Origin of the sequence: Natronosalvus rutilus, assembly GCF_024204665.1 — an archaeon.
Classification (GTDB): Archaea; Halobacteriota; Halobacteria; order Halobacteriales; family Natrialbaceae; genus Natronosalvus; species Natronosalvus rutilus.
The window spans coordinates 185657-206483 of record NZ_CP100356.1; the positions used below are offsets into that span (position 1 = coordinate 185657).

The 20827-nt window shown below is 55.0% G+C and carries 16 protein-coding genes and 7 pseudogenes; 11 read left to right on the top strand and 12 right to left on the bottom strand.

All coding sequences use genetic code 11. The features are described 5' to 3' along the window. Nucleotides 1-58: 58 nt before the first annotated feature. Nucleotides 59-553, bottom strand: coding sequence for a pyridoxamine 5'-phosphate oxidase family protein (locus NGM29_RS19305; protein WP_254160725.1), 495 nt, complete (start codon nucleotides 551-553; stop codon nucleotides 59-61). A 423-nt stretch (nucleotides 554-976) separates the two neighbouring features. On the opposite strand from NGM29_RS19305, the gene NGM29_RS19310 reads away from it, so the two are divergent. From NGM29_RS19310 to NGM29_RS19320, 3 genes and pseudogenes are all read left to right on the top strand, one after another. After that, nucleotides 977-1165 (top strand): hypothetical protein, encoded by a 189-nt coding sequence (locus tag NGM29_RS19310; RefSeq protein WP_254160726.1) that lies wholly within the window; start codon nucleotides 977-979, stop codon nucleotides 1163-1165. Further along, nucleotides 1125-1946, top strand: a pseudogene (locus tag NGM29_RS19315) (HAD-IC family P-type ATPase); the annotation flags it as partial. The gene NGM29_RS19310 and the pseudogene NGM29_RS19315, both read left to right, overlap by 41 nt. A 177-nt stretch (nucleotides 1947-2123) precedes the next feature. Next, nucleotides 2124-2528 carry a universal stress protein gene (locus NGM29_RS19320; protein ID WP_254160727.1) on the top strand — a complete coding sequence of 135 codons (405 nt, stop codon included), beginning with the start codon at nucleotides 2124-2126 and terminating at the stop codon, nucleotides 2526-2528. Nucleotides 2529-2677: 149 nt separating this feature from the next. Here the strand turns inward: NGM29_RS19320 and NGM29_RS19325 are convergent, their stop codons facing one another. From NGM29_RS19325 to NGM29_RS21535, 3 genes and pseudogenes are all read right to left on the bottom strand, one after another. Continuing rightward, entirely contained in the window at nucleotides 2678-3088 is a 411-nt protein-coding gene (locus NGM29_RS19325; RefSeq protein ID WP_254160728.1) for a universal stress protein, read from the bottom strand. A gap of 226 nt (nucleotides 3089-3314) precedes the next feature. Beyond that, nucleotides 3315-3506, bottom strand: a pseudogene (locus tag NGM29_RS19330) (RtcB family protein); the annotation flags it as partial. A 109-nt stretch (nucleotides 3507-3615) separates the two neighbouring features. After that, a complete protein-coding gene (locus NGM29_RS21535; RefSeq protein ID WP_425499272.1) occupies nucleotides 3616-3723 on the bottom strand; it encodes a hypothetical protein in 108 nt (35 codons plus the stop codon). A gap of 737 nt (nucleotides 3724-4460) precedes the next feature. On the opposite strand from NGM29_RS21535, the gene NGM29_RS19335 reads away from it, so the two are divergent. Beyond that, on the top strand, nucleotides 4461-5678 hold the full coding sequence (locus NGM29_RS19335; RefSeq protein WP_254160736.1) for a CBS domain-containing protein: 1218 nt from the start codon (nucleotides 4461-4463) through the stop codon (nucleotides 5676-5678). A gap of 432 nt (nucleotides 5679-6110) precedes the next feature. Here the strand turns inward: NGM29_RS19335 and NGM29_RS19340 are convergent, their stop codons facing one another. From NGM29_RS19340 to NGM29_RS19350, 3 genes are all read right to left on the bottom strand, one after another. Then, a complete protein-coding gene (locus NGM29_RS19340; RefSeq protein WP_253432771.1) occupies nucleotides 6111-6398 on the bottom strand; it encodes an amphi-Trp domain-containing protein in 288 nt (95 codons plus the stop codon). A 265-nt stretch (nucleotides 6399-6663) separates the two neighbouring features. Continuing rightward, nucleotides 6664-6927, bottom strand: coding sequence for a hypothetical protein (locus tag NGM29_RS19345; protein WP_254161253.1), 264 nt, complete (start codon nucleotides 6925-6927; stop codon nucleotides 6664-6666). A 253-nt stretch (nucleotides 6928-7180) separates the two neighbouring features. Beyond that, a complete protein-coding gene (locus NGM29_RS19350; protein ID WP_254160738.1) occupies nucleotides 7181-7741 on the bottom strand; it encodes a hypothetical protein in 561 nt (186 codons plus the stop codon). A gap of 292 nt (nucleotides 7742-8033) precedes the next feature. On the opposite strand from NGM29_RS19350, the gene NGM29_RS19355 reads away from it, so the two are divergent. After that, entirely contained in the window at nucleotides 8034-9425 is a 1392-nt protein-coding gene (locus tag NGM29_RS19355; protein WP_254160740.1) for an ATP-binding protein, read from the top strand. Nucleotides 9426-9646: 221 nt separating this feature from the next. Here the strand turns inward: NGM29_RS19355 and NGM29_RS19360 are convergent. Then, nucleotides 9647-10941: pseudogene (locus NGM29_RS19360) on the bottom strand (RNA-guided endonuclease InsQ/TnpB family protein). A 566-nt stretch (nucleotides 10942-11507) separates the two neighbouring features. On the opposite strand from NGM29_RS19360, the gene NGM29_RS19365 reads away from it, so the two are divergent. Continuing rightward, entirely contained in the window at nucleotides 11508-12710 is a 1203-nt protein-coding gene (locus tag NGM29_RS19365; RefSeq protein ID WP_254160742.1) for a Cdc6/Cdc18 family protein, read from the top strand. Nucleotides 12711-13020: 310 nt separating this feature from the next. Further along, nucleotides 13021-13277: pseudogene (locus NGM29_RS19370) on the top strand (ParA family protein); the annotation flags it as partial. A 275-nt stretch (nucleotides 13278-13552) separates the two neighbouring features. On the opposite strand, the pseudogene NGM29_RS19375 reads toward NGM29_RS19370, so the two are convergent. Then, a pseudogene (locus NGM29_RS19375) lies at nucleotides 13553-13884 on the bottom strand (DUF6788 family protein). A 183-nt stretch (nucleotides 13885-14067) separates the two neighbouring features. Between NGM29_RS19375 and NGM29_RS19380 the strand changes: the two are divergent. Further along, the gene (locus tag NGM29_RS19380) at nucleotides 14068-15417 is read left to right on the top strand and encodes a PD-(D/E)XK nuclease family protein (protein WP_254160744.1); all 1350 of its coding nucleotides are present in this window, start codon (nucleotides 14068-14070) and stop codon (nucleotides 15415-15417) included. Between the two features lie 608 nt (nucleotides 15418-16025). Here NGM29_RS19380 and NGM29_RS19385 read toward each other — a convergent pair. Then, nucleotides 16026-16646, bottom strand: a pseudogene (locus NGM29_RS19385) (RNA-guided endonuclease InsQ/TnpB family protein); the annotation flags it as partial. A gap of 275 nt (nucleotides 16647-16921) precedes the next feature. After that, nucleotides 16922-17425 (bottom strand): transcription initiation factor IIB, encoded by a 504-nt coding sequence (locus NGM29_RS21225; protein WP_256548201.1) that lies wholly within the window; start codon nucleotides 17423-17425, stop codon nucleotides 16922-16924. Between the two features lie 462 nt (nucleotides 17426-17887). Here NGM29_RS21225 and NGM29_RS19395 point away from each other — a divergent pair, with 462 nt between their 5' ends. The 3 genes from NGM29_RS19395 to NGM29_RS19405 all read left to right on the top strand — a co-directional run bounded on the left by NGM29_RS19395 (nucleotide 17888) and on the right by NGM29_RS19405 (nucleotide 20513). Continuing rightward, nucleotides 17888-19075, top strand: a complete 1188-nt coding sequence (locus NGM29_RS19395) for an orc1/cdc6 family replication initiation protein (RefSeq protein WP_254160750.1) — start codon at nucleotides 17888-17890, stop codon at nucleotides 19073-19075. A 634-nt stretch (nucleotides 19076-19709) separates the two neighbouring features. After that, a complete protein-coding gene (locus NGM29_RS19400) occupies nucleotides 19710-20000 on the top strand; it encodes a UPF0175 family protein (RefSeq protein ID WP_254161241.1) in 291 nt (96 codons plus the stop codon). Further along, a complete protein-coding gene (locus tag NGM29_RS19405; protein WP_254160752.1) occupies nucleotides 20001-20513 on the top strand; it encodes a PIN domain-containing protein in 513 nt (170 codons plus the stop codon). It begins immediately after the preceding gene. 72 nt (nucleotides 20514-20585) lie between these two features. Here NGM29_RS19405 and NGM29_RS19410 read toward each other — a convergent pair. Next, nucleotides 20586-20804 (bottom strand): annotated as a pseudogene (locus tag NGM29_RS19410) (toxin-antitoxin system TumE family protein); the annotation flags it as partial. Nucleotides 20805-20827 lie beyond the last annotated feature (23 nt).

Here is a 20827-nt window from a genome sequence, read left to right on the forward strand (position 1 = left end):
GGGTAGGAAGCGATTGAGGAGAACACTATCTCATTTCGTGGCGTCTCTACTCGAGCGCTCATAATACGCGGGCGGTCGAATGAGCATGACTGATACCTGTGCGCTCGTCGATTTCGAACTCGTAAAACCCGGTTTCGCCCTGCTCGCTCGCCGTCTGGATCAGTTCCGGTTGCCACGCCGGGAGTTGTGTCGCTGAGAGGTCAGACGATTCCTCTTCCGACAGCCGTCGAATCGTCCCTTCGAGGAAGACGCTTCGCCAGTGAAACATCGTCTCGGCGTTGTAGACCAGGAAACTACAGACGTCGGAACGGTCCGCGAGCTCCGCTTTTCGACTCTGTCCTTCCACGAGGAACGAGAAGTAGAGGCTCGCTCCCCCGTCGTACCCGAACGACATGGGGAGGAGATACGGCGCTCCCGGCGTGGAGAGTCCGAGAATGCCCACGTTCCGAATCGAGAGAAACCGCTCGATGGCTTCGTCGTCCATCCGTTCGATTCCGTACGTATCGAGTTCGTCGACGGTCATCCCGACTCGGGGTACGTTTCCAACCTCCATAAACCGAACACGGAAATTGGTGTATAACGAACGCCGGGCGGCCTCGGTGAACCGGAAGAACCACCAGACGAAGGGGAGGCGTGGAATATTTCTATCTTGACATCCTCCCCGTGCTAAAGGGCGACGGTTCCCCAAAACGGTATTCAAGTGCGCGTTTCCTCGGAGTATAAGTATGCTTTCCCGTGACCCGTTAATAGTCGCCATCGTGTTGTAACCAATAGTGGGCTTTTCAGCGCGTGTATCCCTTGACTACCGCCTCGCGAATACCCTCGCTTGGTTCGACCCCATCCACGCCATAGACACCCGGAACCTTCCCATTCTGATAGGTAAGATCATGTTGAATTTTAGAAGATATAAGTGCTACGAAACCACGGAAACGAACTTGATACTCGGAATCGAACGTCGAAGTAACGGCTCGCCGCCATGGATACCATCGTTACACCAACAGCAGAGCATCTCGACCTCGACGCCGCACGACTGGATCCGCATCCACAGAACGAGTATAGACTGTTTCCCGACGGCGAGGTGTACGTCCAGCTCGAATCGGTGGCCGAAACCGAATCCGCGCTAGGTCATCGACGACGTCGACATCTTCGCGCGGACCTCGCCTGATCAAAAGACGCGCATCCTGCAGACGTTACAGGAAGGCGGACACACGGTGGCGATGACCGGCGACGGCGTCAACGATGCGCCGGCGGTGAAGAACGCGGACGTCGGTGTTGCGATGGGGATCCGCGGCACCGACGTCACCGAGCAGTCGTCCGACATCGTCTTGCTCGACGACAACTTCGCGACGATCCTGTGCGCGGTGAAAGGAGGACGGCGAATCTTCGACAACGTCCGTAAGTTCGTCAACTTCCTGCTGTGCTGGAACGCCGGCGAGGTGCTGCTGGTGTTTTCCGGGTCGATGCTCGGCCTAGGGCTCGTGATCACGTCGGTGTAGATCCTCTGGATCAACGTCGTGACCGACGGACTCCCAGCCCTGTCGATGGGCGTCGACCCGGCGACGGACGACGTTATGGAACGCGATCCGCGGCCGCCGGACGAAGGCGTGATCACGGATCGAATTATGGTCTCGATACTCGGCGTCGGCGTCCTCATCGCGCTGACGACCCTGCCGCTGTACTACCTCCACCGCGCCGATACCGATCTCGCCCGGACAGTGGTGTTTACCTCCCTCGTCGTCTTCGAGATCGCAGGTATCCAAGCGGTACGATGGCGATACGGCCACGGCCCGTTCTCCAACCGGCGGCTCGTGATCGGAGTGACCATCACGCTCGCACTCAAGTTCGTCCTACTTTACACGCCGGTGGGCGTTTTGTTCGATGTCGTTCCGCTCACGCTGGTTCACTGGGTCCAGATCGGGGTCGCGTTGCTCGCGTTCGGCGTGTAATTAGCTCTCTTCGAGCGCGTCCTCGATCGAAACTACGATCGATACTGAACCGGTCGCCGACCGCAGGCTACAGCCAGCTCGCTTCCCGGTCCGATCGTAACCCGCACCTGAACGCTGACTTATCAACTACTCACTACATAGAGGAACGAACTTTGTCGTCCACCGCCTACATCGACCATGACCCGAGTACTGGTTCCGGTCGACGGATCATCTCACTCCGAAACTGCACTGGAGGAATCCATCGAGTTGTTCCCCGACGCCGAGATCGTCGTCTTGCACGTGGTACAGGTCACTCGGATCCCGTCGGATCCCGATGTGTCGCCGTACGAATTCGCGAAAGCGGAGGGAGAAGATATCCTCGAGGACGCGAGGGAGATGGCGGCCGAGTACGGTCGTCCCATCAAGACCGCACTCGTCGACGGGAACACCCCGCGAACGATCGTTAAATACGTCGACGAACACAACGTCGATCACGTCGTGATGGGGAGTACCGGACGGTCCGGCGTCTCGAGGCTGCTGCTCGGAAGCGTCGCAGAAGCGGTAACGCGTCGCTCTCCCGTGTCGGTGACGATCGTCCGGTAACTGCAAGAGCGGGGAACGGAACGATCGATCCCGCTACATTCGCGGGTTCGGCCGAGTGACCGTCGGAGCGGGACCAAGTATTTGAAACGCGAATTCTCGAGTGCGCCACCGACTGGACTGCGAGTGTGACCGTGACGGCGCAGTCGCGATCACCTGACGACGGTCACCGGAACCGGCGCACGACGGACGACCGTCTCGGCGACGCTTCCCAGGAGAACCCGAGAGGCGCCGTCGCGGCCGTGGCTCCCCATGACGATCTGATCGATCTCGTGTCCCTCGGCGTAGTCGACAATTTCACGCGACGGTCTCCCAACGACTACCTGGGTCTCGATCTGGTCGTCGAACGTTCGCTCCTCGACCAATCGATCGAGCATTTCGCCTCGTCTCGCTCGCAACTCGGCGTAATCTTTCCCTCTCCGTTCGAGATGAACTTCGGGCGGTCCCTTCGTGAACACGTTTAGCAGCGTAATGGACGCGTCGGGGAATGATTCGAGTGCGTAATCGAGCGCCCGTTCTGCCTGTTCCGATCCGTCTATCGGTACGAGGATATTTTTTGCCATCCCGCATCACTTGCATTCCTATCCGATTGGGTCTGTCGGCTGAAAGTCGAGTATTGGCCGAGGTCGTCGTTGGGCACCTCTTCCGCGAGTATCCGCTGATGTCTACCCCGACGTTATCTTCACGTCGAGAACGGACGACTGCTCCGTGCCGAAGTCGAACGTCGAGACGATCAGAGCCGACGAAGGCGTCGTTTACCATGTTTGGGACTTGCTTTTAGCAGACAAATCAGTCTTTGATATTGACAACCGGCCGCATTCTCGCGGCCTTCTTCTTGATCTCGAGTGCGTCACTGACACGAATCACCTCGTCGACGTTCTTATAGGCGCCGGGTGCTTCCTCAATCAACGTTCCCCGTGAACGCACCTTGACGTAGATGTGCTGACCCCAGAACGAGCGCTGGAGTTCGCTGGGCCCGTAGGTCTTCTTCGCTTAGGTGCGAGACATCGCTCGGCCGGCACCGTACGCGGTCGATTCAAACGCAACTTGATGGATCGGTCGTCGCCGGAAAGAGCGTACAAACTGGAACTCATGCTATCGGGAATGAGGTCGGTTGCCCGACGTCGCGATACGCGTCGGCAATCTCCGGTCGCCCCGCCGGAAACGCCCGCGTCGCCTCTTTTCGGTGGACGAGCACTGCCTTCCCCTTCCCGTCAACCTCTTATTGCTCCTCCTTCGCGATGCTGTGACAGACGTCGTCGAGCATGCTACCGTTCCGGTCACCGTTGTCAGGTAGTGACGTGCTCCCAAGACGTTAGTCGTGGGCTTCCCGAGGTTCCTCTGTTACTCCCGTCAATTCGGATGGTTGGGAATCTACGCTTCGTGGGCCGACGAGCCACTGGCAGCGCCACGCTACCGATACTCGTCCCCCGGAAGGGGTAGCGAGTTACCTGCTTGGTTTGCGTCGGCTGGCGCGGTCGGCTTCCCTGTTTGATTTCGGCTCTCGCCGTGGCAAACACCGAGTCAACTGCCAGGTTTCCGCGCACAAAGGCTACGACGAGCGGTTGTTCAATCAAGCTTACGGCGCGTCTCCCACGACTGCAGTCGTGGGTTTTGCGCCTGCTCTGCGTATAACACCAACGAAATTGGAGTTGTCTGCCTTACAAGATCTACCCTCTGAGAGCGCAGTAAAGCTACTCATTCCATATTAGAATAGAGGTATCAAACGCCTTACTGCCGAATTACAAGGGTAAATTTCGATTCCACCCTTTCTTACGGTGCCCTCACCCTCTCTATCTCGCGGTCGATTTCTACCAACTCCTGTTCCGTAATCGAATCAGCCCAGTGGAATTGAGTTCGAGCTCACGGCTCCTCACCCCCGGCCGGTGGGACAGTCATAACCGTACGGCGATCCTCTACCAAGAGAGAGTCAACATGGACATCACCGAGATCGTTTCCACATCGTTCACCGAATTCGACATTGGGACACCTCTCTCGAAGGTCGCCGGTGCGTTCGAGAACCAGGAACTCGATGCCGTCGTCGTCACGGACGGCGACGAGTATCGCGGCGTTGTCAGCCGTCAACGGCTGACATCGTCGTCCAATCAGCCCTCCGCGAAGGTCGGCTCGCAGGTCCAACACGTCCCGGCCGTCGAACGCACCGAGGATGTCCGCGAGGTCGCCCGGCTCATGATCGGGAGCGACGCCAAGACACTTCCCGTCCTCGACGACGAACGCGTCTACGGCGTCGTGACCGCAGATGCCGTCCTCGCGGCTGTCCGTCCGTTCCTCGACGCGGCGACCGTCGATGAGGCGTACTCGACCGAGTTGATCAGCGTGCCCCCTGAGACCGGTATCGGGAAAGCGCTCAACACGTTCCGGGAAGCGGGCATCGCCCATCTCCCGGTCGTCGAGGGCGACGAAGTAGTGGGGATGTTGAGTCTCTACGACGTCATCGAGTTCACAACCCGAGGGGGGAGTCGGAGCCAGGGCGGCTCCTCCGGCGACAACGTCGGCGGCGGTGGGAAAGCTGCCGGTGGGAGCCACGGGGGCTTCGGCGCGCGCGAGGGGGAGTCCGACCGGATGCTCGATCTGCCGGTCCGGAACCTGATGTCCGATGCGGTCGTGACCATCGGGCGAGACGCAACGCTCGACGAGGTGGTTGAGACGATGTTCGAGCAGGAAATCTCCTCGCTCGTCGTCACTGACAGTGAGACGGGCGAGCCCAGCGGGATCGTCACGAAAACGGATGTCATCAAGGCACTCACCTGGGAACAAGACAATGGGCGCCAGCCTGTGCAAGTGTTTGGTCTCGACCTGCTCGATGGCATGGACTACGACGGCGTCTCCGCGTTGATCGAGAGCATGACCTCGAAGTACGGCGATATGCAGGTGATCAAGGCCAGTATCGAACTGCAAGAGCACAAGGAACAGACCCGGGGCGTGCCGCTCGTGCTGGCACGAATCCGGCTGGTCACTGATCGGGGCTACTTCACCGCCGACGGCGAGGGCTACGGCGCTAGTCATGCGCTCCGTCTCGCCGCGAATGCAGTGGAACGACAACTCCTAAAGGGAAAAACGTACGGCCAATCGAAGAAGCACACCGAGGCCGAGGAGCAGGAGAAGCTCTACGGCTGGTGGCTCGGTGGATAACGGTATTAGGCACACTTACCGAGCAACGTGGCCCGAGACGACCAACGTGCCTCGATTGCTTACAGAAGTTGGTTTTACTATCGGCTCCACCCTTTCCCCTTGGACTGGTAAGACTTACCCGGCACGAATGGATTCAGATGGGGTCTTGGCGAACTCGGATTAAACAACTTTAAGACAGGTTTGCTGAATGAACGGGAGAGTTGAGACGGCATACTCGCCGATTCTTCCCTCAACTCCACATAATCCCGGTCGAGACGTCAACTGAGCTGCGTCTAAACACGGCCTGCGCTGTGTATGCAGCACCAGCCTAGCAGACTATCGTGACACTGTCAGTTCAGGGCTGCTGCATACAGAGGATGGATGCAGCACGGTGGTGCCATTTATTTCACGCACTCAAACCGGAACCAACCGCTACATACGGCTGCGAACTAGTCACTCGATTTCTAACTGACCGCTCCCGCCGTCCCCCTCATTGCCGTTCTCGTCCCATTCGAGTTCGAACTCGATACTCAATTCTCCGGGGCCGTCCGTTGGCCCCTCGCGTTCGGCTTTGACCTCAAACGTCGGGCGCGATGGCGGTTCCATTGTCACGGACTCGGAACCGGATTTGAGTGTGATTGTATCCCCTTGTTCAAGCTTATCAGCGACACTGCGGAGATACGAGGCGATGTCTTCTCGGGTCTGGTCACTCTCTGATTTGAACAGGACTTCTTCAGGCATAATGAACGATACGCTGCCTGCACCGATAAGTGAATCCCCTGTACTGAACGATCACTACCGGCACAATCGAGCCAAATCTCATGCGACATTCGCGCTGTGTATTCAGCACGCAGTTCTTGTCAGGGCTGAAGGATTTCAACAATACCGAAAGACAGGGATCTGCCTCTATCGAGCGACTGCACTGAGTACGATGTTTTGCTCTCGCTATCTCGACACTCAGTTCGGTCGAACGCAGGGACGTCCTGTGGCTCAGGATTCGATGGCGTCACCGGTCGAGCACTTCGACGTCGGGATTCGCCCCGGCTGACCCAGCGACCGCTTTCGCTCGCTCGAGTTCGCGGCGTTCTCGCTGGGCCTGTTGTTCGAGGGCAACTACCCGCCGACGACGGACGGAAAATCGATCGTCGTCGACGTCGTCGTCTTCGATTGTGAAGCGCTTGCCACGGTGATCGGTCTGCTCGAGATCAGTACGCGTCCTCCCGAACTGCGTCTCGCGCGTCTGCCTGCAGGTGCTCGTAGCGGACTTCACAGCTGTCCGAACAGAATCGGCCAGCGTATCCGGCCCGATCGCGGGTACGTCTCGTACAGGTCGGTACTCGACACTCGGTACACCTGGTCATCTGGCGATCCCTCGCTTCAGGACCCCTATCGTCTCAGCGTCGGGCGACGCTGGTGCTACATTACTTGTTCGCATGGATTGCTGCGGTGGGCTTCAGTCGAGCCCCCGCACACCTTCCGGGGGCGACAAACTATCTCGAGCGAACATTCAGGTCATCTGCCAGTCATCGATTGAACGTCCCATCCGGGGCGGGTGTAATCCCAGTCTGAATCTCGAGGTCGACGCGTCGGAGATGCTTGCAGCCACCGACAGGCTGACGTTGTTCACAATCCGGGCAAGTACACGTCTCCGCCTCGACAACGACCGCGTATGTGTTCCCGCTCTCGCTGCCGACCTCGTAGGTTGGACCCACACTGGCGAAGCGGACATTCATATCCTCGCTCAATGCCCGATGGGTTCGTGGTTCGTCGATCGAGTAGCCGCCTGCCTCGAGTGGAGTCGGTGGCTGTGGATCCGTACAGAGGCTGGTAAAGTCGTTGCGACGGTTGCGTTCTTGCCCGCATTTTCTGCAGCGCCAGTAGCGGGTGCGGTATTCGGAGCCCTCTGTGAAGTCGATCTCGTACGGCGATGGCTCACTTCCGGGAAGCCACTCGTCGATGGCTACGAGTGCATGTCCGTTGAGGCGGGCAACGTCACCTGGGTAGCTGCGATCCCGGCCGCTCGTGTCCGTCTGGGATTGGTCGTCTCGATGCGTTTCGCTCTGGAGTGGCTGGTCTGTACTCATCAGTGATCTCGAGGCACACTGAGTTGCGCCTCGAGCCTCTCAGGCGCAGAAAAAACGCTGTGTGGTTCCGAGAGTTTGAGAGGTTCCACGTGGCGAAATCAAAACAAGAATTACCCCACAACGGTCTATCAATCCATTTCGTGAGGTAACCACATCTCATCCCGTGGCTGAGTAATTAGGGACCCCTGGAATGACTGGAATAGGGTCGACCCCAAGTAACGTACTCTGAAGTACGATACTCTGAAGTATGATTATCGCAAGTATTATATTTGATACTACTGTGTCAGAGAATATGCCTGGGTTCGTGAACCGAACGGAGGAACTCTCGCGCCTTTACCAACTCTACAATTCAGATGAGGCGGAGTTGGCGGTGATTTTCGGACGACGGCGACTCGGAAAAACCGAACTCGTCAAGCAGTCTCTCAAAGGATACGACGATGCCATCGTCTATCAGGCGAAGCAAAAAACAAGTGCGTTACAGCTCCAGCAGTTCGTCGAGGCCGCTTCGGACAAATATCCAGGAATCATGCGGATCCGCGAAGAGTGGGAGTCTATCTTTGGGTATCTCGCAGATCAGGACGCGATCGTCGTCCTCGACGAGTTTCCGTATTTGGTTGAACAAGATGAAAGCCTCCCCTCCGTTTTGCAGGCGATGTTCGATCACGAGCTTGGTGACTCCAGTGCGACGTTTGTCCTCGTCGGCTCGTCGATCAGCATGATGGAAGAAGCTGCATTGCTGGGAAACAGCCCCTTATACGGCCGTTCGTCGTTAAAACTGGATATCAGGCAGTTTCCATTCGATGCAGCGATGGAGTTTTTTCCGGAAAGCTATACGGTTGACGAGCAGGTGTTCACGTGGGGAGTCTTCGGTGGTGTTCCGTACTATCTCGAAGAAGTGGATCCAGAGGGCAGTCTCGGCCAAAACATCCAGCGAACGATCCTCTCACGGCACGGAACGCTGCACGACGAACCCGACTACGTTCTCCGAATGGAGCTCACGGAACCAACGCGATACTTTTCGATTCTGGAAGCGATCGCAGGCGGAAGCACGAGCCGAAACGAAATCGCCGGTTCGACGGGTATCGATTACAATCAACTTTCAAAATACTTGAACCGCCTCTCTCGGCTGCGACTGGTCGATCAACACGTTCCAATTACCGAACGAAAGGAGCGAACCAAGCGAAGTCGATACCGCATCCGTGACCAGTTCTTCCGATTTTGGTTCCATTTCGTCTATGGGAGCGGTGACAGATACGAGGATTTTGGGGATGAAGCATACGAGACGCTCATCGAGCCGGAACTCGCAGACTTCGTAAGCGACTCGTTCGAGGATCTCTGTGGTTCCGCTCTTCGAACGCTGTATCCCGAGTATACGATCACAGACGTCGGTCAATGGTGGTATCAGGAGCACGAGGTTGACGTCGTGGGTCTAACGAACGAGGACGCGCTGATCACTGGCGAGTGCAAATTCCAGCGATCACCGTTGGATTACGATGCGTTATCGAAGCTTCAAACGCACGTCAATGAGCTTCGATGGACGCCATCCGGAGGGGGAGAGCGGAAGCACGAATACGCGTTGTTCTCTCGAAGCGGCTTTGCACAGGCCGTAGAGGACGCTGCTGAGAAACGGGATGATTTGCGACTGTTCACCGTTGAGGACGTCTTGACAGCGCTGAAATCGTGAATCGCCTCAAGTTCCATAAGCAAGGGTAGCCTATCCGAACCTCGAAAAGATTTGATCAGGATGAACGCAAGGACTCAGAACAGGATGTTGATCAGCGGACCATTGAATGGATAAGAAAGTATTGATCGTTCGCAGTATAGGAATCTAACCAGAATTCTTTTCATGAATAATTGGCGGCATTCCACACCCCCCACTTTTCACGAGTGTTTTTGATCCGATTGTCAGTTACCCACGACTGAAGTCGTGGGTTTGTCAGTGGGCTCCCCTTCTACCGTCGAATTGACGGAGGCATCGTAATCGCCGTTCAGGTTCAGCGTCCCTGACGATAGCGCACACTGACAAGGTGCGCCTCCACCAGAAGACGTCTGCCCCGAGTGGAGTCGCTTGAGAAGTTTGCGAGCGATGTTCTTACTCGCATTGTAATCCGCGTTCAGTTCATACTCACACTTCTGACACACGAACTGGTGCTTCGACCGTCGATTCGATTCATGCGTAAACCCACACGACGAACACCGCTGGCTCGTGTACGCAGGACTCACCTGTTCAACCTTGATACCGACCATCTCGGCTTTGTATTCGGCGTACTGGTAGAGCCGGCGGAACGCCCATGCGTGGAATCGCTTTGCACCACCCATTCGCTTGCGAATATTCGTCAGATTCTCGAATGCGATGTGCGTACAGCCGTGGGCGCGGGCTTCTTCGAGAATCTGGTTCGAGGCCTGGTGAAGTTCATCTTGCATCCAGCGGTGTTCGCGGTCTTTCATCGACTGAATCGATAGGTGCGCCGACCGCGTTCCCGCCTGTTGCATTGACCCGCGTGTCTTCTCAAATTCCCGGCGTCGATGGTTCATCTCGTCGGCGTTTCCGAGGAACACGCCTGACGAGGTGACGGCGAGCGAGCCGTCTACATTCAGGTCAACACCAAGGACTGTTCTGTGCTTGGAGTTGGAAGAAGGAGTCGTGGACTGCTCGTCATTTCTGATTCGGCGCATCCGTGCGTGGAGATAGAATGACTCTGTGGGACGATCGTACTGTAGCGTGGACATACGGAATTCGTAGTCCTCGTTCATCAGGTAATCGCCAAACGGTGTTCCCTCGGGGTTGTCAGGAATTACGTAGTCGCACTCGACGCGACCGTTTACCGTTGAGAGCGAAACGTGGTCGCGGTAGAACGTCGCGCTTCGTTTGTCATAGACGACACTCCACGCACTGAAGTGGGGTTGACTCGTATTCTCGCCTTTCTGGAGTCGGGAAACACCGCTTTTCGTGGCTTCGATAGCGCGTCGAATCCCCTTCTGCACGAGGTTCGCAGTCAACTCCGTCTCGTTGCGGAGTCGCTCGTAGAGGGCGGTCTCGGCGTTCTGTTTCGAGGTCACACAGTAGTCGTGGGGGTGTCTCCATGCCCACTCTGCGGTGATGTTCGCACAGTGAGGAACTGGCCTTTCGTTTGATGGAGGTCGTTGCACCGCTCGTCAGGCACGTCAAGTTTGACTTTGACGGTGCGAATCACCTCCATCGGTAGTTCACATATTGGACTATGTCCTTAATACAATCTGGATTGCAATGGGGGGAATCGGACTGCTATCGTCCGCGATTGGTTCAAGCCTTGTCGGATTCCTCCCACGGCTAAAGCCGTGGGCTTCCCCCTCGGATTTCTGTGAAGGCAGACAATCATTCGGAACCCCCCACATTTCACGAGTGTTTGTAAGAGTATGTCTATCGGCCAAATTGACCGAGGTTAGAGATTAAGAAAATTAGGGAAACAGTACCCCCACCCCCCACTTTTCACGAGTGTTTGGGACAGAGACGAATGTAAGAAACAAGGTCTGACGTTCCGCTAGAGGGAGAATAGTGTGAATAGAACGACTCTAGCTCTATTGCGGTATTGGTTACGATTGGAGTGACTTATAGTTTCCCCTACTAGTAGTCTCCGTCAGAGATCTCCCACTCACCTCTTCTCCAAAACTCTCGTGAAATATGGGGGGAGGGGGTTCTGTTCTCTTTGGTACTGAGGAATCTTATGAAACCCATGAAACTCGTGAACTAGTGGTTTTATCATCCATTGGTTGAATATGACTTGCAATGGGGTTGGAACCGTTCACCAAAGACTCGACGATCTTCCGTGACGAGAATGTCCTTCGAGATAGTCACACTCCAAAGACACTGATCGAACGGGATGAGGAGCTGACAGCCTATCAATCCGCTCTTCGTCCCGTGGTAAATGGTGCACAGCCAAAGAACCTCTTCTTGTACGGCCAGACAGGTGTTGGAAAGACGCTGGCTACCAAATTGGTCCTTGAACGGCTCTCTACTGACCTCGAGCCGATGGATGACGTCGATCTTCACACTGTCTTCCTCAACTGTAAATCACTCTCCTCGAGTTATCAGGTAGCAGCCAACCTCGTCAACGAGTTTCGCGAGCCTGACAACCAGATCAAGACCACTGGCTACCCATCTGGAATGATCAACCAAATGCTCTGGGATCATTTGAACGAACTTGATGCCTCTCACTGTCTCGTCGTGCTTGACGAAGTTGATTCGATTGGGAACGACGACGACATTCTCTACCAGGTTCCCCGATCGAACGACAACGGTCTTGTCGATGGCACTCAAGTTGGAGTAATCGGCATCTCTAACGATTTTACGTTCCGGGATAACCTCTCCGCTCGAGTCAAAGATTCACTCTGCGATGAGGAGATCCTGTTCTCGCCGTATGACGCAAACCAACTTCGACGGATCCTCGAACAGCGTGCTGAACAGGCGTTCCATGACGACGTCCTCGATGACAATGTGATCCCGCTGGCGGCAGCCTTTGCAGGCCAGAGCAGCGGATCAGCACGGCAAGCCCTTCGTCGATTGTACAAGGCGGGCGACATCGCTCGAGACCAGGGTGCAACTCTCGTCACTGAAGGACATATTCGTCTCGCCGATCGTGCAGTTGAACGCGATAAAGTGTGGGAGGAGTTACTTCGCGTGCCCACGCATTCGAAGCTTACGCTGTATGCGTTGTTGATGCTCGAAGCCGAGGGAGAACTCCCAGCTAAACGGTCGGCAATCTACAAGCGATATCGTATTGCTGCTAATCGCATTGATATCGATCCGCGGACGGATCGAACGGTACATGACCGGCTATCCCAGCTAACGCTCAAGGGATTCCTTGAAGTTGAAGAGAAAAACAAAGGTCCAAAGGGCGGCTCTTACTACCAATATCAGTTCTCTATTCGGCCTGAACTTGTTACGGAGGCACTCTCTGAGGACTCTCGAGTAGGCGAGTTATTTGATTGACCCTCCAAGTTGGAACCTTCCTTAATCCTTGTTTTGACTGCAAAAGGTGCGACTGTAATTACGCCTCTATTCATTCACTCTTGATCGACACCCCCCACATTTCACGAGTGTTGTACGCTTTCAACTAGCGAATGTGACTCTGTTTAAGTATTGGCTGGGAAAACAGATTGGTCGATTGATGGGAGGGCATGGTACTGCGATATCCGAAGTAGAGAAAGCGATACTGGAAGTTGTAAAAAGCGGGCCTGAAGGCTTGTAACGCGTTTTCCAAACACTATACAGCGGCATTGAGGGGTACTGTTCATAATGTATGTATCGTGATGGCGATCAGTCGCAAAATTTCCTCAATGCATTTGATGAGTCCTTCGCATCGATAGCCCCGATTTCAAATTCCCGATGCGAGTGGCAATTCAGCGTGCCTAGGACAATGAGAAAGATATTTTCGAACAGGAAGATGCGAACGACCAACAGGTAGAGCGCGATATCTTCTTCGAGATTGCAGAGACGATGGGACGGGCGTTCGACAAAACGCAGGTGGAGTGTACGTATGCCTCGAGAGATGGATGAGCGATTCGAGGATTCCTCAGACGAAGAAAAATACGCGAACTCGCGAGCAAGACACCGATCAGTGAATCATTGATTCATTGAATCAGGAACGCTGTAGGGAGATTGCCCGGCATCGATATGAGTGCCTGAGTATCAACCTGCCTCGCCCTACGAGGCACTCGCCTTGCTTATCTGTAGACGGCAGTGGGTATCGGTGGATAAGAATGATGGACACTCCCTCACACCACTATTTCCAATAAATCGACGTCCCTTCGACCAACCGACGTGAACGAGGACTAGTTCTCTGGGTCGACTGGGCCTTTGTATTTTGAGCGTACCTTTTCTCCATCTCGCCACTGCCAGTAGTAGCGGTTGTCGTTAATCTCCTTCACTGTGATCGTCGCCTTCGATGGGACGTCATCTGGGAGGTCCTCTGGTTGCTCCTCAACCTCCCGTTCTCTTTGTTTTCCGCCAGTCGTGCCTCACGTTCACGGTATTCCGCGAGATCCTCGGTGTACCTGGCGACGTGCCGAAAGAGTTCGGGCAAATAGTCGTCGAGTGTGTCGACGCCGTCGGTGGAAAGTTCCTGTGGGGGTGTCGGTCGAAAGTTGCATAACGAATCTCCAATTCCTCTATCTTACGAGGGGGTGATCGTAATTTTGGATAGCGAATGTGGTCATTCGCTCTCTATATCTTCATGGCCAAGTGAGTTGGATAATTCGGGTGTTTGGCGGCTTTTTCGCTAATACACCTCTTACCTCACTTCAGAGGTGACCCCAGATTTGATAGGATCTCACTTTGAAGAAGAAATATGACTTTAGAAGACCTCACCCGTCGCCTTGATGATATGGGTCGGCGACTGGATCGACTTCCAGAAACAGAAGAGCCCCCACCAACGACACTCCAACTCCTGAATCGAAGTCGGCAAGAAGGTGACTGGCAGCAGCTCCTCGCGTATTTTTTGGATCCAGACGCACCGCATAGGCTTGACCACGCCGCATTGGAACAGTTTCTGCGTGGGCTCCGAAACCGCGACGATGTCCACTTCGAGCTCTCACGGTTCGATCTTGAGAACATCCAAGTCGCGACTGAGGTCCCAATTCCAGACGGTCGGATTGATCTCTTGTTGTGGTGCGAAGAGAAGTGGTTCATCCTCTGTGAATTGAAAATCGACGCCTCCGAAGGGGATGGACAGACCATGAAATACGCTGCCGCGGAGACGTTCCAGAATGTCGACCTCGATCCTACGGCAATTACTGAACCTCGCCAGCACTATTTGTTTATAACGCCAGATGGCTCACCACCGGAATCGGACGCTTTTACTGCAGTCGAGTGGTCGTGGATCGCGTCACAGCTGCGGGCTGTTCTGGATTCAGACTATGGAAGCTATCCAGTACGAACGACCAGCCAACTGGACGATTTTGTCGATACGATCGAAACAGAACTTACGATGACTGAACACGAGCAAAACGAGGCTGCGAAGGCCGAACTGTACGTCGACTACTACGACGAACTAGCTGAGGTCACAAGCGCGTTCCAAACCGAGTGGGACGATCTCATCGACAACTGGGGCCGCCGGCTCGCGGCGACACTTGATGCGGCTCGCCTTGTCGAAGATCCTGAGGGCGTTCCGTCAGTACCTGAGGAGGACGTCCTGCTCGAACTCCCAGACGGCGAAGATCGCCATCGATACTGGCTGTGTCGACAGGCGAACGGGAACTGGTCGTGGCTGTTCCCGACTGATTGGTGGACGCACTTAGAGCGTGACGAACCGGTCTACCGGAACGAGAAGCCCAATGCACGCGTCGGATTTCTCCACCGTCCGTCCTCCGACCGAGAGACCGTTCTCGAAAACCACGAACTCACATTCTATCTCCGGAACGCCCCGTCCGGAAATGACGACTTTTACCCAGGATTCGCGCAGCGCTTTAACGCCGATGACGAGATTCTGGCTGCTCTTCCGGATCGAACTGAGCGGCGTGGTCGGAAATCGAACGCCCTTGAGGCTACTTACGAAATTGATCTTGACGAGCATGGCGACCTGTTCGCTGGCTACGTCGCTGCGCTAGCGACCGCCGTCGACGAACACATCGTATCGAATCACGATTTAGTCGAACGCATCGACGAACTCTATCAGGAAACGCGCGAGGAAGACTTGTAAGACTGCAATAGTACTCGGTGTACAGCCCGAGCCATCACCTCATATCCTCTTAACCCGCTCACGAAGCGCGTACTCATGCTCCTCAAATTGGTAGGTATTAGCGGAGACAACGAAAAATTCGATTTGGCATGCAGCACTTTTCGCTACTCAACGGACTCCCCCTCCACAGAGATACGTATTAATCTCGACCGAGACTAAGGTCGTGTACTGAGTCGGCATCAATGCCTCTCAGATCGCTACTCGAGTCGATATTGTCAGCAAACTCCCGGAACTGTCGGCCTCGAAGCTCCGTCCAAACTGTAGCGAAGTGAGCACGCTCATCTTCGGTTGCAGGGATCCACCTACAGTTGCCGATAAGATCCCTATTTCCTTCGGCGGCGAAAGCAAAGGCACGAACATCATCCGGAATCGAGTTGAGGGCCGATTCCAAAGCGATCAGATACGACTTTCCGAGTACGACGAAAATGAGATCGTATCCGTCGGCAAAAATCTGCTCGAGGTCACGAGTGATTCCGATCTCTTCCCCTACGGATTGGATCGTCTGACTGTTGGTCATTGTATCCGGGTTGTGTCCCATTCGTAATGCCCGTTCTCTCACGGTCTCTATAGATTGCAAGGCCGTCGGTGTCGTGAGCATACTTGAGCATTCCCACGTCGATACCGACGCACCGCTCGGGATTCTTAGTTGGTTCGGGCGGGTCGCGGTCCATTTCGACACCAAACGTGGCGAACCACTCACCTGTCGGTTCCTTCTTGACCGTGACCTGTTTGAGTTGGGCGTCGGCGGGGATGGAGCGGTGGAGCCGAATCGGTATGGCCGCAAGTTTCGAGAGTGACAGCACAGTCTGACCGCTCTTCTTGTCGAGCTTGAAGCCAGACTGACTGTATGTGAAGCTGCGAAACTCGCGTGGCGGCTTCCACTTGAGTTGACCGACGCCGTAGCCGTTCCCCTTGAGTTTGGAGAGGCCTTTGAGGTTGTCGAATAGGCGTTCCACGACGGTTTGGAGAACCTTCGAGTACACGTCCGAGAGGACGTCCCACCACTTCTTGAGATCGGGTAGCTCCGACCGTAGCGTGGTCATAGACGGCAGTTCGCCGTATTCGTCTTGGTACTCTGTGAGACGGTAGAGCGTGTGGTTGTACAGTTGCCTGCAAATATTTCAGTGCCGGTCCAACTCCTCACGGTGGGCGTCAGACGGCTCGAGACGATACTTGTAGGCGTAGTACATCCGTTACTCCCGTTCCTCAATTAGTTCGTCTAGTTTCTCACGAACGAACGACGAGAGGTTAAGGTGTTGGTCCTTTATCCACTCGTCTTGGTCCTCTCGGATGGTAATTGTCTTACGTTTCACCGTAATGCACACTATGCACGTCACACGTATAATAACTTCAGTGAAGCGTTGGCCTGTGGGCCGAGTGGCGAACGTGTTTAAGAACTGGGCGGCGCTTTATCCCCTCCCTGCTCGCGCCTCCCATTCGGTCGGCGCTCGCTGAGAAAGGGGGCTTAGCGCCTACTTTCAGTTAACTCAAGTGCTCGGTGTCGAATCTCATCTGGAATCTCGAGCGTGGCTGCGACCTGGGGGAGGAAATTCTGTGGCCATGGAATCATTGTTGGAAGTTCGAGTTCGGTGTTCATCGCCGAGTACGCGCACCCGAGGTCTGACCGTGAATCCGTCGCCAGCTGACTGATCTCTTCGAGGGTCCGTCCGAGACCATTGCACCGACACACTGCGTATACGCTCGCTGCTGCAACCCCCTCGAGTGACCGTCCCTGACAGAGGTCCTCTCCTTGGGCACGCCGAAAGAGCATACACGTCTGTTCGCACAATGAGTCCGGTAACTCGAGAGCGCTCACGATCCGACGGACTTCGCCGAGACTGTATCTAAGATTTCGTTCACGCTTTGAACGCCACTGACTGCGACGATGCTCCCGTCGTAGGCGGTTAAGTTGACTACGCTTCCGTCCGGGGAGTACATTCCCTCGACCATCCTTCTGCCACCCAATCACAGTCGACAGTCCACGGTCGTGTCGGCCTGCTGTGAGAGGAGTACCTGTTCGACGCTGGCTCGAGTTCTCAGGTGAGTCGAACCACTCGGGTCCGTAATCGAGGTGGTCTTCATCGACAATCAAGCCACACTCTCGACAACGTGTTTCGTGGTTCGCTGCGATGATCTCTCCCCTGCACTCAGCGCACGACGTCGTCGATCACGTTGGTTGCTCTGTCTCTCTACTGATTCGACTGCTGAATATCTCGTTTGTAGCCATCTTGCTCCGACGAGGCAACTGTCTGTTTGCCCCGTCACCCCTTTCGGGGTCAAAAACCGTCTTGAGACTATGGAAACCCCTCCAACAAGCGTAATCGCGTACATTTTCAACGGAAGTGGTGGTCTCTGACGTATATATACAAATCCGATCATCGGAAACAGCGGAAGCAAAGGTTAAGAGGATTGCCTCGAGAATCCTGACATAATGGCCGAGTTTGGTTTCCAACCCACTGGAAACATATTCCGCGAACGCGAGGCGCTGCTTGAGGAGTGGACGCCCGACGAACTGGTTGGTCGGGACGAGGAGTTACGACAGTACCACGCTGCCCTCCAACCTGTGATCGAGGGGGAGACGCCATCCAATATCTTCCTCTATGGGAAAAGCGGCGTTGGGAAGACCGCCGCAACCCGGTTTCTCCTTGAGTTGCTCGAACGCGATTCTCGGGGCGTCGACGGGCTCGACCTTCATACCATCGAGATCAATTGCGACGGGCTCAACTCGAGTTACCAGACAGCCGTTACGCTGGTGAACGAATTGCGCGACCCGCGACAGCAGATCTCCAATACCGGCTATCCCCAGGCGTCGGTGTACGAATTTCTATTCGAGGAACTCGACAAACTCGGCGGTACGATTCTGATCGTCCTCGACGAAGTCGATCACATACAGGACGATAGCCTGCTATACAAACTGCCTCGAGCACGATCAAACGGCGATATTGAGGAGGCACGACTCGGCGTGGTCGGGATCTCAAACGATCTCAACTTTCAAGACCAACTCAATTCGAAGGTCCGCTCGAGTCTGTGTGAGAAACGAGTGTCATTCAGCGCCTACAACGCGAACGAACTCTGTGAAGTACTACGCCAGCGCGAGAGCGTGGCTTTCGAGGATGGCGTTCTCGACGATGGCGTAATCCAGATGTGTGCGGCCTATGGGGCGAAAGACTCCGGAGACGCTCGTCAGGCACTCGACCTCTTACTCGAGAGTGGTGATATCGCCAGAGAGCACAATGTCGAGATGGTCACGGAATCCCACGTTCAGAAAGCCAGAGAGCGCCTGCAACGCGACCAGATTATCGAGGGTATCCGGAACTACTCCAGGCACGGACAACTCGTCTTGTGGGCGTTGACGTTGCTCGCCGAGGAAGGAAAGACGCCCGCCAGGACTCGAGAGGTTCGCCAGCCATACGAAGTGCTCTGTGAGAAAGAGATGAGTGATCCGGTCTCCGATCGGGCCGTTCGCGAGTATCTGGCCGAACTCGAGACACTAGGTATCATCAGTTCGAATCAGATCAACCGTGGAAAAGGCGGCGGGAAGTACAAAGAACACGAGTTAGAACAGTCGGTTGCGAGTGTCAAAGCCGGATTGTCAGAACTGTTGGATACCGAGGCCTGACCCCACCACTTCCGCTGTTAGCGTGGTGTATTTTCGAGGGGCGGTGAAACTCGAGCGGCAGGGGACAGAGACACCACTACTTCCGCTGTTAAATGAGGGCGTTAGGAAAGCCTGGACAACACCGTGAATACTGCTGTTAGAGTTGTTCAGTGACTCGATTGGTGAAAGAGGACCCCCCCACACCACGAATTCCGCTGTTAGCAACGAGTTGTTCGGGGGATACTAGTGGGGGAGACACACCACTACTTCCGCTGTTTGTGTTGCCCGGTCGAGAGAGCGGCAGGTCAATCGTTGCTGGCACCTTTCTAGATACTAGGGATAAGTTTAAGTAGTTTCCACAATAACCGAAACCGTACGCTGTTATCACCGAACTCAAATCATCCCCCTCAAAGAGGGGTGATGCAGTTGTTCTCACTCCTAACAGCGGAAGTAGTGGTGTGGGTGGACTACTTCAGGTTTGTCTCTTGAGTGAAGTGACTGCTGAATCTCTCGTTTGTAGCCATCTTGTTCCGACGAGGCAACTGTCTGTTAACCTCATTATCCCTTTTGGGGTCACAAACCATTTTGAGTGATGGAATCGCTGGCAACTAGAACGAGCGAAACGTATGTATGCAATGCAAACATAGCATACGTCATGGGAACGATATCGACGCGGGTTCCGGATGATCTCGAAGGGGAACTCGAAGCATACCTCGAGGAAGAACGTCTGGATCGAAGTACAGCAGTCCGAAAACTCCTCTCAGAAGGGCTCGAGGAGTGGCGTCGAGAGCAAGCGCTCAAACGACTCGCTGCTGATGAGGTTACGTTCACGAAAGCCGCCCAGCTTGCAAAGATGTCTGTCTGGGAGTTTGCCCAACTCGCAAAAGAGCATGACATCACGTGGATCTCTGGCGATCACCTCGAAGACGACCTCGAGGAACTGTGAATGTGGGTTTTCGACGCGACACCGCTCATTTACCTCGCGAAGGTTAACCAGCTCCAGCTTGTCTCCACCCTCGAGGGGCAGTGTTATCTTCCTCAACAAATTCATTCGGAAGTCGTTACTATCGGTCTTGAAGAGGGGTATACCGATGCTCGCCGTATTGAACAATGCACTGATACTGGGCTTTTCGAGGTCATCTCAGTCGATGACTCTCAACTTGTGGCCCGGTTACAGCAAAATCCGAACGTGAGTGACGCTGATGTGGCTGTCCTTGGATGTGCTGCATCACGTGATGCAATCGCTGTAATGGACGAAGCGTATGGAAGAACAGCTGCAGAAATTGAAGGAATTGAGACTCGCGGGACAGCCTACATTGTCCTCTTATGCGCTAAGCAGGGGCACATCACCGTTTCCGAAGGGCGTGAGACGATTGATTCGATGATCGAAGAAGGCTGGTACTGTGCGCCGGATTTGTACACAAAGCTCGTTCGGAAACTCGAGTCATTCGACCAATGACCACGTTACACATCACAGTCGAAGATCGAGAACAGCTTCGTGAATTCCAGCGCCTTTAGACACGGGAGGATGTCAATCGCCCCAGAAAGCTTTGATTCGGTCATCAAGACGGGTAAGCACGGTTGCGAGTACGTCTCGCCATTCGTCGGGATAATCAGCGTCCTCTCCAGGTGTCGGTGCAGCTGGGGACCGATGAAAATGCTCGCGGGTGTTATGATCGTTCGGGTGGCGGTCCCATCGACATTCCCACGAGTCTTCTGTCGGATATTGTTCGGAGTAGTGGATGGTAAACTACCCCACCCTACTCCCTCGGC